General features: G+C 60.9%; 15 protein-coding genes and 1 pseudogene. 11 read left to right on the forward strand and 5 right to left on the reverse strand.

Annotated elements, in window-relative coordinates:
- A complete protein-coding gene (locus AB4O45_RS04495; RefSeq protein WP_150638872.1) occupies positions 1-597 on the forward strand; it encodes a 2-hydroxychromene-2-carboxylate isomerase in 597 nt (198 codons plus the stop codon).
- A gap of 44 nt (positions 598-641) precedes the next feature.
- Here AB4O45_RS04495 and AB4O45_RS04500 read toward each other — a convergent pair whose 3' ends face one another.
- The 5 genes from AB4O45_RS04500 to AB4O45_RS04520 all read right to left on the reverse strand — a co-directional run bounded on the left by AB4O45_RS04500 (position 642) and on the right by AB4O45_RS04520 (position 5,338).
- The gene (locus tag AB4O45_RS04500; protein WP_460161119.1) at positions 642-2,450 is read right to left on the reverse strand and encodes an aminopeptidase P family protein; all 1,809 of its coding nucleotides are present in this window, start codon (positions 2,448-2,450) and stop codon (positions 642-644) included.
- Positions 2,451-2,515: 65 nt separating this feature from the next.
- A complete protein-coding gene (locus AB4O45_RS04505) occupies positions 2,516-3,682 on the reverse strand; it encodes an aminotransferase class V-fold PLP-dependent enzyme (protein WP_252876668.1) in 1,167 nt (388 codons plus the stop codon).
- Between the two features lie 206 nt (positions 3,683-3,888).
- Positions 3,889-4,503 carry a LysE family translocator gene (locus tag AB4O45_RS04510; RefSeq protein WP_041478477.1) on the reverse strand — a complete coding sequence of 205 codons (615 nt, stop codon included), beginning with the start codon at positions 4,501-4,503 and terminating at the stop codon, positions 3,889-3,891.
- A gap of 101 nt (positions 4,504-4,604) precedes the next feature.
- Complete coding sequence (locus AB4O45_RS04515; RefSeq protein WP_056788593.1) at positions 4,605-4,874, reverse strand: hypothetical protein; 270 nt, start codon at positions 4,872-4,874, stop codon at positions 4,605-4,607.
- Between the two features lie 101 nt (positions 4,875-4,975).
- Positions 4,976-5,338 (reverse strand): antibiotic biosynthesis monooxygenase, encoded by a 363-nt coding sequence (locus tag AB4O45_RS04520; RefSeq protein ID WP_460161120.1) that lies wholly within the window; start codon positions 5,336-5,338, stop codon positions 4,976-4,978.
- 93 nt (positions 5,339-5,431) lie between these two features.
- Here AB4O45_RS04520 and soxR point away from each other — a divergent pair, with 93 nt between their 5' ends.
- The 10 genes and pseudogenes from soxR to AB4O45_RS04570 all read left to right on the forward strand — a co-directional run bounded on the left by soxR (position 5,432) and on the right by AB4O45_RS04570 (position 12,936).
- Positions 5,432-5,884 (forward strand): redox-sensitive transcriptional activator SoxR, encoded by a 453-nt coding sequence (soxR, locus tag AB4O45_RS04525; RefSeq protein WP_460161121.1) that lies wholly within the window; start codon positions 5,432-5,434, stop codon positions 5,882-5,884.
- 112 nt (positions 5,885-5,996) lie between these two features.
- On the forward strand, positions 5,997-6,455 hold the full coding sequence (locus AB4O45_RS04530) for a VOC family protein (protein WP_150638861.1): 459 nt from the start codon (positions 5,997-5,999) through the stop codon (positions 6,453-6,455).
- A gap of 215 nt (positions 6,456-6,670) precedes the next feature.
- Positions 6,671-7,870, forward strand: coding sequence for a PepSY-associated TM helix domain-containing protein (locus tag AB4O45_RS04535; RefSeq protein WP_041478473.1), 1,200 nt, complete (start codon positions 6,671-6,673; stop codon positions 7,868-7,870).
- Positions 7,867-8,409 (forward strand): hypothetical protein, encoded by a 543-nt coding sequence (locus AB4O45_RS04540; RefSeq protein ID WP_041478472.1) that lies wholly within the window; start codon positions 7,867-7,869, stop codon positions 8,407-8,409. Before AB4O45_RS04535 ends, AB4O45_RS04540 begins: the two co-directional genes overlap by 4 nt.
- Positions 8,406-8,744: a hypothetical protein gene (locus AB4O45_RS04545; protein ID WP_101155631.1), complete on the forward strand. Its 339-nt coding sequence runs from the start codon at positions 8,406-8,408 to the stop codon at positions 8,742-8,744. The genes AB4O45_RS04540 and AB4O45_RS04545 overlap by 4 nt, the downstream gene beginning before the upstream one ends.
- Complete coding sequence (locus tag AB4O45_RS04550) at positions 8,741-9,316, forward strand: DUF6162 family protein (RefSeq protein ID WP_236168528.1); 576 nt, start codon at positions 8,741-8,743, stop codon at positions 9,314-9,316. The genes AB4O45_RS04545 and AB4O45_RS04550 overlap by 4 nt, the downstream gene beginning before the upstream one ends.
- 35 nt (positions 9,317-9,351) lie before the next feature.
- Positions 9,352-10,281, forward strand: a complete 930-nt coding sequence (locus tag AB4O45_RS04555; protein WP_056788579.1) for a metal ABC transporter substrate-binding protein — start codon at positions 9,352-9,354, stop codon at positions 10,279-10,281.
- Positions 10,278-11,129, forward strand: a complete 852-nt coding sequence (locus AB4O45_RS04560) for a metal ABC transporter ATP-binding protein (protein WP_460161122.1) — start codon at positions 10,278-10,280, stop codon at positions 11,127-11,129. The genes AB4O45_RS04555 and AB4O45_RS04560 overlap by 4 nt, the downstream gene beginning before the upstream one ends.
- Entirely contained in the window at positions 11,129-12,028 is a 900-nt protein-coding gene (locus AB4O45_RS04565; protein ID WP_007917717.1) for a metal ABC transporter permease, read from the forward strand. Before AB4O45_RS04560 ends, AB4O45_RS04565 begins: the two co-directional genes overlap by 1 nt.
- Positions 12,029-12,936: pseudogene (locus AB4O45_RS04570) on the forward strand (metal ABC transporter substrate-binding protein). It begins immediately after the preceding gene.
- Positions 12,937-12,995 lie beyond the last annotated feature (59 nt).

Here is a 12,995-nt window from a genome sequence, read left to right on the forward strand (position 1 = left end):
ATGACGAAAACTGTGGAATTCTATTTCGACCTCGGCAGCCCCACCACCTACCTGGCGCACACCCAGCTACCGCAAATCTGCGCCGATACCCAAAGTGAACTGATCTACATCCCGATGCTGTTGGGAGGTGTGTTCAAAGCCACCGGCAACGCTTCTCCGGCAGTGATTCCGGCCAAGGGCCGCTACATGTTTCAGGACCTCGATCGCTTCGCCAAACGCTACGGCGTACAGCTCAGATTCAATCCGCACTTTCCAATCAACACGCTGATATTGATGCGTGCCGTTACTGGCATGCAGATGCGCCAGCCGCAGCGTTTCGCGGAGTTCGTCGATTGCCTGTTCAGGGCGCTTTGGGTAGAAGGTCGTAACCTCAACGATCCGCAAACCATTGCTGCAGTGCTGACTGAAAACGGCTTCGATCCCCAAGAGATAATCGCGCTGACCAACGATGAATCAGTCAAAGCAGCACTCAAGGAAAACACCGAAGCCGCCATCAAGCGCGGCGTTTTCGGCGCCCCCAGCATGTTTATAGGCGATCAGTTGTTCTTCGGTCAGGATCGACTCGACTTCGTGGAAGAGGCATTGCGCCAGGACTGAAGCCAAGCCCCAAGGCACCGCGAGCGGCGCCTTGGGTAAATCGATCAAATGGCCACAGTGCGCTCGTTCAACCAGCTCAACGCCCCGCCATCCAGCAATGGACTGAGTCGCTCACGCACTTCGCGGTGGTAGTCGTTCAGCCACTGCTTTTCTTCGTGGGTCAGCAGGTCAGCAATCAGGCAGCGGGTATCGATCGGGCACAGCGTCAGAGTTTCGAACTTGAGGAAGTCGCCGAATTCGCTGCTGCCGGCCTCACGGTTCATCGCCAGGTTTTCGATGCGCACACCCCAGCGGCCCGGACGATAGGTGCCGGGTTCGATCGAGGTGATCATCCCCGGCTGCATCGCCGTCTGCGGTGCCGGTGCCGCTTGATAAGCGATCACTTGCGGACCTTCGTGAACGTTGAGGAAATAGCCCACGCCATGACCGGTGCCGTGACCGTAGTCGACGTTGTCAGCCCAGATCGGCGCACGAGCGATGGCGTCGAGCAGCGGCGACAGAATGCCTTTCGGGAAACGTGCCCGCGACAAGGCAATCACGCCTTTCAACACGCGCGTGCAATCCTGTTTCTGCTCTTGCGTCGGCGTGCCCACCGGGACCATCCGCGTGATGTCAGTGGTACCGCCGAGGTATTGGCCACCGGAATCGATGAGCAACAGACCATCGCCCTCGATCAGCGCATGCTCTTCTTCGGTAGCGTGATAGTGCGGCATCGCGCCATTGGCGTTGAACGCGGCAATCGTGTTGAAGCTCAGCGAAACGTAATCGGGACGACGTTCACGGGCAGCGGTAAGTTTCTCGTCGATGGTCAGTTCGGTGATGCGCTCGCGCCCCCACGCCGATTCCAGCCAGGCAAAGAATTCGCACAACGCCGCGCCATCTTGCTCCATCGCTTTGCGGATGTGCTGAGCGTCGGCTTCGCTTTTCTGCGATTTGGCCAACGTAGTCGGGTTGAAGCCCTCGACCAGTTTCACGCCACTTTCGAGGTTATCCAGCAACCCCGTGGTCACTCGCGCCGGATCGACCAGCAGGCTCGCGCCACTCGGCACAGACCGCAATGCATCGGCCACTTCGCTGTAATCACGTAGCGTTACGCCATCCTGTTCGAGCACGGCACGCAGATCGGCATCGACCTTGCTCAGCGCCACAAACAGCGTGGCCTGTTGCTGATTGATCAAAGCGAACGAAACAAACACAGGATTGAAGGAGACATCTCCGCCGCGCAGGTTGAACAGCCAAGCGATGTCATCCAGGGTGGCGATGAAGTGCCAGTCGGCACCACGTTCTTGCAAGGTTTCGCGCAATTTCGCCAGCTTCTCGCCGCGGCTGATAGTCGCTTGCGGCGGCAGATGCTGATAGATCGGCGCGTTCGGCAGGCTCGGGCGATCACGCCAGACTTCCTGCAACAGGTCGATATCGGTGCGCAGGCGAGCGCCGCGTGCCTCGAGCTTGCTGCTCAGTGTGCGCGCCGAAGCCACCGCCATTACCGCACCATCCACCGCAACCACGCCGCCCTCGGGGGTTTGCTCCGCCAGCCAGTCCAGCGGGCTCGGTTGCCCCGGTTGCAGCTTGACCAGTTCGATGCCGCTGCCGTTGAGCTCTTTCGTCGCCTGTTCCCAGTAACGACTGTCGGCCCACACACCGGCGAAATCCGCAGTGACGATCAGCGTACCGACCGAACCGTGGAAACCCGACAGCCATTGCCGGCCTTGCCAGTAACCCGGCAGGTATTCCGAAAGATGCGGGTCGGCGGACGGCACCAGCAGCGCATGGATGCCTTCGCGGCGCATCAGTTCACGGGTATGCGCCAGGCGCTGAGGCACCGATCCTTCGGTCAAGGTGTGGGAACTCATCATGTCTCCTGCTAATCGCGTCATCGTTATTGTTCGTAGCCTTCGCGGCCATGGAAAGCGTCTGTTTAAAGCCCTGTCGCCCAGAATGCCGGGGCACTGGCGCAGGCAGTTGTGATCAGGTCAACGGCCTTGTCGACATCCTCGACGGTGGTAAACCGCCCGAGGCTCAAGCGAATGGTGCGCCCCGCCAGCCGCGCATCGTGCCCGAGCGCGAGCAGCACGTGGGACGGTGCGTTGCTCGCGGAATTACACGCCGACGTCGCGGAAAACGCGATCGAATGGTTCAACGCGGCGCTGTTGAACTCGCCCTCGCTGAAGGTCAGGCTCAGGGTGTGCGGAATACGTTGCGAGGCACTGCCATTGAGGCGCACGCCGGGCAACTTCAAAAGCTGTTCGAGCAAGCGTTCGCGCAAAGCGATGATGGATTTTTTCTCTTCATCGAATGCGTCGGCGGCCAAAGCGAAAGCAGCGCCCATCCCGGCAATCTGATGAGTCGCCAGGGTTCCGGAGCGCAGGCCACCTTCATGACCGCCGCCGTGGATCTGTGCCTGCAAGCGTTGCTGCGCCTGCGGGCCGACATACAAGGCGCCGATGCCCTTGGGGCCGTAGAGTTTGTGTGCGGAAAACGACATCAGATCCACCGGCCAGCGGCTCAGGTCGATCGCGACTTTGCCCGCGCCTTGCGCCGCATCCACATGAAACAACGCCTGCCGACTGCGCACCACTTCGCCAATCGCCTCGACATCGTTGACCGTGCCCAACTCGTTGTTGACCAGCATCAGCGAGACCAGAAAGGTGTCGTCACGCATCGCTTCGCTGACCGCTTGCGGCGTGATCAAGCCTTGGGCGTCCGGCACCAGATAGGTCACGGCAATGCCCGAGTCCTGCAATTGCCGCGCGGTGTCGAGAATGGCCTTGTGTTCGATCTGACTGGTAATGATGTGCCCGCCGCAAACGCCACGGGCCTGAGCGACGCCTTTGAGGGCGAGGTTGTTGGATTCGGTGGCTCCGGAGGTCCAGACAATCTGCTCAGGCTGCGCGCCGACCAGATCGGCGACTTGCCGACGTGCCTGCTCGACCGTCTGCCGGGCCTGCTGGCCGAAAGCGTGGGAGCTGGACGCCGGGTTACCGAAGTTACCGTGAAAACCCAGACATTCGATCATCACCTGGATGACCCGCTCGTCCACCGGGGTGGTGGCGGCGTAATCGAAATACAACGGACGTGTGTTCATAAAGGACTCGCAGAGCGTGTTCCGGGATCAGGAGGCTCGTATCTGCAAACGACAATGCACAGCCTCGTGAGCTGTGCATGGGGTTCGAGAGCGTCATCAATACCTGATCGGATGCCGTTAAAGAAGTGGGGCTTCATTTAAAAGTGCGTAGGAACGCTCCTGAAACCGAGCTTAACAGGCATCGGGCCGGCGTTTGAAGCAATGCGTCAGTGAAAGCTTTCCAGAAGTAACGGATACAGCGAGATCACCAACAGCGCCGCCATGCCCCAATTGAACACGCGCAACCAGCGCGGATCTTTCAGCACATTGCGCAACAGCGTGCCGCACGCCGCCCACAGGCCGACACTGGGCAGATTGATGATGGCGAACACCGCCGCGATGATCACGACGTTATAGAAATAACCCTGCATCGGCGTGTACGTGCTGATGGCACCGATTGCCATGATCCATGCCTTGGGATTGACCCACTGGAACGCCGCGGCGCCCAGATAACTGATCGGTTTCGCCTCGCCGTCGACACTGTCGCCGACCGGGCCGGAGTGGGCGATCTTCCACGCCAGATACAACAAATACGCCGCGCCGACATACCGCAGCACCGTATACAGAATCGGGTAGGCCTGAAACACCGCACCAAGGCCGAAGCCCACCGCTACCACCAATAGAAAGAAGCCGCAGCTGATGCCGAGCATGTGTGGAATGGTGCGGTTGAAACCGAAATTCACTCCGGACGCCAGCAACATGGTGTTGTTCGGCCCCGGTGTGATCGAGGTGACAAGGGCAAACAGGGCAAAGGCCAACAGCAGATCAAGCGAGAGGTTCATCGAGGCAGTCCATCCAGGGTCATTCAGCTATTGACCCTATCCCACACGGCCCGGCAAACCCACGGACAGTTAGGGAAAACTTCAAGCAGTACAGTTTGCTTTCAGCTTGGACGACCGTGCAGCTGTATGGCACGTTCGGCGCTCATCTCACCCTGTTGATCGAAGCCGAAAGTTTTCTGCGGCTGGCCGAGCAATTGGGCTTTTTTCGCGTGGTATTCGTCGAACGACAAACCGCTGCGGTTCAGCGCTTCCAGCGCCAGCTCGCGGGATTCTTCAGCGGTATAGGGGCGCAGCTCTGGCGAAACGTGGCTGGCACAGCCGGCGAGTACGGAAACAGCGAGCATCAGCGAAACAGTCAGTAAACGGTTCATGGGAGCGTCCTGGCGAGCAATGTGGGGTCGATGGAGAAAGGCTACGCCCGGGCACGCTCGCGCAGAAATCAACGCTCTCAATAGTGGCTATCAGGTTGGCACTAATACTGGCTGACCGGCAGACGGCAGTGCAGCGCGTCGTCGTGGCTGCGGGCAATGCTGCTGTGCACCTGGAACGAGTTGAAGGTCACGGTTTTCGCCCGATGCGTACGGATCAACTGCCAGAAATCCTCTTCGCCGCGGTCGAAACTGCGAAATGCCGCCTCGCCCGCTTCGCGACTTTGCCACTGCAAAAAGCTCAACACGCGACGGCCGTCGTCGCTGGCCTGCACACTGGAGCTGAGAAACCCGTCGTAACGCTGGGCCAGCCCCTCGGTCTGCGTCGCCAGTGCCGAGACCAGCGCTGCTTGCTGGCGGGGTTCGATTTCGAATTCGATCAATTGGGTAAAGCTGCGATTGCTCATGGAAAGCCCCCACTCATCTTGAAGCGAGCCTTGCGACCCGAAGAGCTGCAGGGTAAAACCTCTAGTTAAGTCAAGGTCAAGAGTATTTTCCGCATGATCAGCAAGGAGCAGGTGCACAAGCCTCTCACCGTGGGTGAGGTTGCGGCGCGCAGTGGCGTCGCGGTCACGGCGCTGCATTTTTATGAAGCCAAAGGGTTGATCAAAAGTGAACGCAATGCCGGCAACCAACGACGCTATCCGCGTTCCGTCCTGCGCCGGGTGGCGTTGATCAAAGTCGCGCAACGGCTGGGAATACCGCTGGCGGAAATCGGCGAAGCGCTGAAGATCCTGCCGCAGGATCGCGCGCCATCGGCGGCGGACTGGAAAATGCTGTCTGAACAATGGCAGCGCGAGCTCGACGAACGAATCAGGCAATTGACGCTGATGCGCGATCAGCTCACCGGGTGCATCGGCTGCGGCTGTCTATCCATGGAAGCGTGTCCGTTACGCAATAAAGGCGACATGCTCGGTGACCGAGGCCCAGGCCCGCACTTTCGCGATGAATGATGATTGCTGCTCGTCGGCGGAAAATCTGTGCAGTAAGGACGGTTCTATAGTGATTGCTCCGGGTAAGTCCGGTGTAACCACATCTGTTGAAAACAAAAACAGGGAGAACGTCATGAGCGTCAAACCCATTCCCGAGGGGTATCACAGCATTACCCCGTATCTCGGCATCCAACAGGCTGCCGAGGCCATCGAGTTCTACAAAAAAGCCTTCAACGCCACCGAAGTCATGCGCCTGACCATGCCCGACGGCAATATCGGCCACGCCGAACTGCGCATCGGCGACAGCGCGATCATGCTTGGCACCCCTTGTGATCAGGGGCCGTTGAGCAATCCGCAGCAGGCGGTGTCGATCGGCTTGCACCTGTATGTCACCGATGTCGACCAGTCCTTTCAACAAGCGCTGGATGCCGGGGCGCAAAGCGTCTCCGAGGTCAAAGACCAGTTTTATGGTGATCGCAGCGGCACGCTCAGAGATCCGTTCGGCCATCTGTGGTTTCTCGCCACGCACAAAGAGGATCTGAGCGAAGAGCAGATTCGCCAGCGGGCGATGGAGATGTTTAACCAAGGTTGAGGGTTTTTTACCTCGGATCAACCGGCAGAAATACACTGCCGATGTAATTGCGAAACATTTACTTTCATATCCGCTTTCGGGATTTTCTTCGCTCATCCGTCTTATAGGAATGCAGGCCGTTCGCGTAGGCAAAAGCCACGAACGGCCTCCCCGGGGAGTTCCGTGCTGCGAAGCCCGTAGCCCGGCCCCTTCCACCGCAATCAAGACGCGCAATCATGTCGAAGAAATCCCGTTCCAAACTGTGGTTCCTGGTGCATAGCTGGCTGGCGTTGCCGATCTGGTTCTTTGTGTTGATCGTCTGTGTCACCGGCACGCTGGCGGTGGTCAGCCAGGAGATTGTCTGGCTGGCCAACCCGCAAATGCGCGCCAGTCAACCGTCGGACGATGCGCCGCGACTTAGCTACGACCAGATTCTCGCCGCGATCAAACAGGCCGAGCCGCAAACCCTGGTGCAGAGCATCAATCGCCCGGACGAGTCGCACTTTGCCCTCGACGTCGAAGTCAGCTACCCCGACGGGCGCTCGTTGACGGTCTATGTCAATCCGTACACCGGGGTCATCCAGGGCACCGCGCCGGCCTTTGATTTCAAAGCGTTCACCCGCGCCCTGCATGGCTGGTGGCTGGTGCCGTTCACCAATGGCTACAGCTGGGGCTGGTATCTGGTGTCGCTGCTCGGCGTGCCGATGCTGGTGTCGCTGATTACCGGGCTGGTGGTGTACAAGCGCTTCTGGAAAGGTTTCCTGCGCCCGACACTGCGCGTGCGCCACGGCGCGCGGATTTTCTGGGGCGACTTTCATCGCCTGTGCGGCATCTGGTCGATCTGGTTCATCGCGGTGATTTCCATCACCGGCATCTGGTTCCTGATCAAGGCGATCCTGTTCGATAACCAGATTTCCATTTCCAGCGAACCGATCATTCCGGCGATGTCCCGCGAAAGTGTGCCGATCTCGGCCGCCGGCACCCCGCCGCCGCGCATCAGCCTGGACCGCGCCATCGAAATCGCCCAGCAGAAGATTCCGGGGCTGGAAGCCAGCTACGTCAACCTGCCGGGCAATGCCTACTCGCACATGAGCGTCAGCGGCCGTGGCTGGTATCCGCTGATGTATCAGACCGCGACTCTCAACCCGTACAACGGCGAAATGGCCTCCTCACGGTTGCTGTCCGATCGGTCCTCGCTGGAATTCGTCACCGAATCCATGCGCCCGCTGCACACCGGCGACTTCGGCGGCATCTGGATCAAATTGATCTGGTTCTTCTTCGGTCTGTTGCTGAGCATGATGATCCTCAGCGGCCTGCTGATCTGGACCAAGCGCACCGCGTTGGCCACCGCCAATGCGCTGAAACGCGAGGACAAGAAAAACCGCGTCACCGCCCAACCGGCGCTGCGCCGTGAAACTTCGGAGGCGAGCCTGTGAACAAAGCCATCTCGGTCACACCGCCGTCGCGCCTGTCGCGTTTCTGGCACAAGTGGCGTTTCCACATCAATGTCCTGCTGTTGCTGATCCCGCTGGGCTTCATGCCGAAATATTTTGCCGATGCTTCGCTGTTTCGCGGCGACAGCGGCCTGGGCCAGCGTGAAATAGGCACCGTTCAGGTTGGCCCGTGGAGCCTGCGTCTGGCCGAGTTACGCGAAGAGGCGCCGCACCTGAGCGGCCCGGCCGGCTACATGAAGGATTTCACTGCCGCCGTCTGCGACAGCTGTGTCGAACAGGTCAAGGCCACTTACTTGCGCATCGGTAAACCGCGCAGCCTGCGTGCCGCCGGCACGATCTTCTTCGGTACCCCTTACCGCATGGGCACGCAGATGCCGATCCCGGCAAAGACCAAACCTGACGCCGAGCTGTGGATCACCATGGAAGGCTGGGACGGCAGCATGCACCAAGCCGCGATTCCCCTGAGCCAAGCCTCCCCCGCCACGGTTGCGTGGCTGAACAAACAAGGAGCCAAACCATGACTCGCTCACCCCTTCATACCCGTTTGCTCGCCAGCGCCGCGCTGCTGCTGAGCGCCGGTTTCAGCGCCAGCGCCCTGGCGCACAACCCGATGTGCGAATGCAAAGCCATCGATGCCGAACAGATCAAATGCACCGGCGGTTTCTCCGACGGCAGCGGCGCGCCGGGGGTGACCCTTGATGTGATCGGCTACGACGAAACCATTCTGGTGCCGGGCAAACTCGGTGACGACTCAACGCTGACGTTCAAGAAGCCCGGCAGCGAGTTCTATGTGCTGTTCGACGCCGGCCCAGGCCACGTTGTGGAAATCGACCAGGCGGATATCGAAGCCCCATGAGTACCCCGACGACGCAAGTGGTACGCCCGGCCGGCGCCGGCCATGAAACCCTCAACGTGCTGCTGTTGTGCCTGCTGATCCTCGCGGTCGCCGGCTCGGTGGTGGCGTGGCGCGGGGTTTCCCATGAACCGGAGCCGGTCGCCAGCAACCAGTACGACGCCCGCCGCGATCTCAGCGCCGCTGAGCAAGGCATCTATGCCGACCTGCGCGTGACCCTCGACGAAATCCGTCTGCTGCGCGAAGAGCAACAAGCCCTGCCGACGCCACAGGTGCTGGCCGAAGAAGGTTTCGCGCCGTTCGCGCAGGACGCCAGTTCGGTCAGCCGTGGTGGTCACGCATGGCAGATGCTCGCCGATCGTGCCTATTTCGGTCGGAGTGCGACGCCTGATGTCGCCGGTTCGTTTTTGATGCGTGTCGGCACTGACGCCAACGCGGCGCCGGACATCTGGCTGAACCGCAGCGCCGACCTCGCGCCTGCGGAGGATCTGTCCGACGCGGCGCTGTCCGCCGCTGGCTGGAAACAGATCGTCGCGCAATTCGATGCCGGGGTTACCCGCGAACATCGCCATTGATTCCTCGCCTTTATCCGAGAGAAGACTGCTTGCCCATGTCCATTTCATCTCCTCGCCGTCCATTGTTACGCCTGTTTCTGCTTGGCCTGTGCGCCTGCCTGTTGAGCCCACTGGCCAGCGCCGAGCAAGGCAAACGCCTGCGTATCGGCATCACTCTGCATCCGTATTACAGCTACGTCGCCAACATCGTCGGCGACAAGGCCGAAGTAGTGCCGCTGATTCCTGCTGGGTTCAATCCGCACGCCTACGAGCCGCGCGCCGAAGACATCAAGCGCATCAGCGGGCTGGACGTGATCGTGCTCAATGGCGTCGGCCATGACGACTTCGCCGACCGGATGATCGCCGCCAGCGAAACACCCAACGTCAAAACCATCGAAGCCAACGAGAACGTGCCATTGCTGGCGGCCACCGGTGTCGCTGCGCGCGGCGCCGGCAAAGTGGTCAATCCGCACACGTTCCTGTCGATCAGCGCCTCCATCGCCCAGGTCAACAATATCGCCCGCGAGCTGGGCAAGATCGATCCGGACAACGCCAAGACCTACACCCAGAACGCGCGTGCCTATGGCAAACGCCTGCGGCAGATGCGCGCTGACGCTTTGGCCAAACTGACCCAGGCACCCAACGCCGAACTGCGCGTGGCCACGGTGCACGCGGCTTACGACTATCTGTTGCGTGAATTCGGTCTGGAAGTGACGGCCGTGGTCGAGCCCGCCCACGGCATCGAGCCAAGCCCGAGTCAGCTGAAAAAGACCATCGACCAGTTGCGTGAACTCGACGTCAAAGTGATCTTCTCGGAGATGGATTTCCCATCCAGCTACGTCGACACCATCCAGCGCGAATCCGGGGTGAAGCTGTACCCGCTGTCGCACATTTCCTACGGCGAATACACCGCCGACAAGTACGAAAAGGAAATGACCGGCAACCTCAACACCGTGGTTCGGGCGATTCAGGAGTCAGGGGCATGACGTTGAAAGAAACCCTGATCCCTGACAACACCAATAACCCGGTGGGAGCGAGCCTGCTCGCGAAGGCGCCGGATCAGGCAACATCTTCGTTGAATGACACACCGCATTCGCGAGCAGGCTCGCTCCCACAGGGGATAACCGGGCCGACGCTGGAGTTTGCGGATATCAGCCTGACCTTGGGCCGCACGACGATTCTCGACAAGGTCAGCTTCCAGGTGCAGCCCGGCAGCGTGCATGCGCTGGTCGGCCCCAATGGCGGTGGTAAAAGTTCGCTGATCAAGACCCTGCTCGGGCAGATGCCGCATCAGGGCCAGCTCAGCCTGCACTGGCCCGGCGAGCCCGGCACCATTGGTTACGTCCCACAGGCGCTGGAGTTCGATCGCGGTTTGCCGATGACCGTCGACGATTTCATGGCCGCCATGTGTCAGCGCCGTCCGGCCTTTCTCGGCTTGAGCAAACACTATGCCGGCGCCATCGGCGAGGCGCTGGCACGGGTCGGCATGCAGGACAAGCGCAAGCGGCGCATGGGCGCGCTGTCCGGTGGTGAGCGGCAGCGGGTACTGCTCGCGCAGGGCTTGATCCCGGCGCCGCAGCTGCTGGTGCTCGACGAGCCGATGTCGGCCCTCGATGAGGCCGGGATTCAGGTGTTCGAACGTCTGCTGACTGACTGGCGCGCGGCGGGCATCACCGTGCTGTGGATCGAGCATGATCTGGAAGCGGTGGGTCGGCTGGCCGATCGGGTTACCGGCCTCAACCGCCGGGTGCTGTTCGACGCCACACCGCAACTGGCGCTGACCCCGGAACGTCTGCTGACGCTGTTTTCCACCCATCCACGGAGCGCGGTCTGATGAGTTACGAAGCCTTTCGTTTGATGGTCCAGGGCTGGGCGTCTTCCGGTTATCTGCCGGAAGCGCTGGCCTACGGCTTTGTCGTCAACGCCCTGCTCGCCGGCCTGCTGATCGGCCCGGTGCTGGGCGGGCTCGGCACGCTGGTGGTGGTCAAGCGCTTTGCATTCTTTTCCGAAGCAGTCGGCCATGCCGCGTTGACCGGTGTCGCCATCGGCATTCTGCTCGGCGAACCCTACACCGGCCCGTACGGCAGCCTGTTCGGCTACTGCCTGCTGTTCGGCATCCTGCTCAATTACCTGCGCAACCGCACCGGGCTGGCGCCGGATACGCTGATCGGTGTGTTTCTCTCGGTGTCGCTGGCACTGGGCGCGAGCCTGCTGCTGATTCTCGCCGGCAAGATCAACGTGCACATTCTGGAAAACGTGTTGTTCGGTTCGGTATTGACCGTCAACGGCAATGATCTGGCGGTGCTGGCGATCGTCGGTTCGCTGGTCATGGCCCTCGCCCTGCCGCTGTACAACCGCATCATGCTCGCCAGTTTCAATCCGCAACTGGCGGCGGTGCGTGGCGTAGCGGTCAAGACCCTGGATTACCTGTTCGTGATTCTGGTGACCCTGATCACCGTCGCCGCCGTGAAGGTGATTGGCGCGATTCTGGTCGGTGCCTTGCTGGTGATTCCGGCGGCAGCGGCGCGCTTGCTTAGCCAGTCGCTCAAAGGTTTTTTCTGGTGTTCGGTGCTGATCGCTACCGTCAGTACGCTGTGCGGGATTCTCGCGCCGATCGTCTTCGACCTGCCGATCCCGTCCGGCGCCGCGATCATTCTGGTCGCCGGCATCGCTTTTGCCCTCGCCGCCATCGCGCGCGGCGTCGTCCCCAGCCTGAAAGGGAATCTTGGATAAATGGCTTTTTCACTGCGTAACCTGACTCTGGCCATGGCCCTGTGTGGCATGGTCTGCACCCCGCTGCTGGCGGCTGAAAGCGCGAAACCCTTGCGCGTCCTGGCCTCGTTGCCGATCACCTATGGATTGGGCGAAGCATTGCTCAAGGGTACCGACGTCAAACTCGAACGCGCAGCGCCGGCCAACCTGCCCGGCAGCCGCCAGACCGCCTATTTCACCGGCCGTGGCGCTCCGGCGCTGAGCAAACTGGCCACCGACGCGGACGCGGTGATCGGTCTGCGCTCATTGTGGGCCGATGACCCGCTGTACCCGATCGCGCGGCGCAGCAATATTCGTATCGTCGAGGTCGACGCAGCGCGCCCGGTCGACGGCGCCCTGCCCGGCATCGCCGTACAGCCGGGCCTGCAGGTTGATGGCCTGAACAGTCAGCCATGGCTGGCGAGCAACAACATGGGGCGCATGGCCGATGTGATGGCCGCGGACCTGGTGCGTGCCTGGCACCGAGCGCCAAACCTGCGATCGAAGCCAACCTGGCGGCGTTGAAACAGCGTCTGCTGAAACTCAGCGCAGACACCGAAGGGCGTCTGGCCGAGGCGGACAACCTGAGTGTGATGAGCCTGAGCGATCACTTCGGCTATCTGATTGGCAGCCTCAACCTTGAACTGGCTGGACAGGACGCACGGCCTGATGCCGAGTGGACGCCAGATGAATTGAAGAAGCTGACAGCGACGCTCAAGGACAATGACGTGGCGGTGGTGCTGCACCATCGCCAGCCAGCGGAGCCGGTGAAAGCGGCGATTGCCGAATCCGGCAGCCGCCTGGTGGTGTTGAGTACCGATGCGGCGGATCCGCTGGCGGAGCTGGAGGGGAATGTGGATTTGTTGCTCAAGGGGTTGAGCGGAGCGTAGTTTCAGTAAGTCCGCGTAATCGTTCTTCGCGAGCAGGCTCGCTCCCACAGTTGAAATGC

Source organism: Pseudomonas sp. S2_B10, assembly GCF_054668425.1.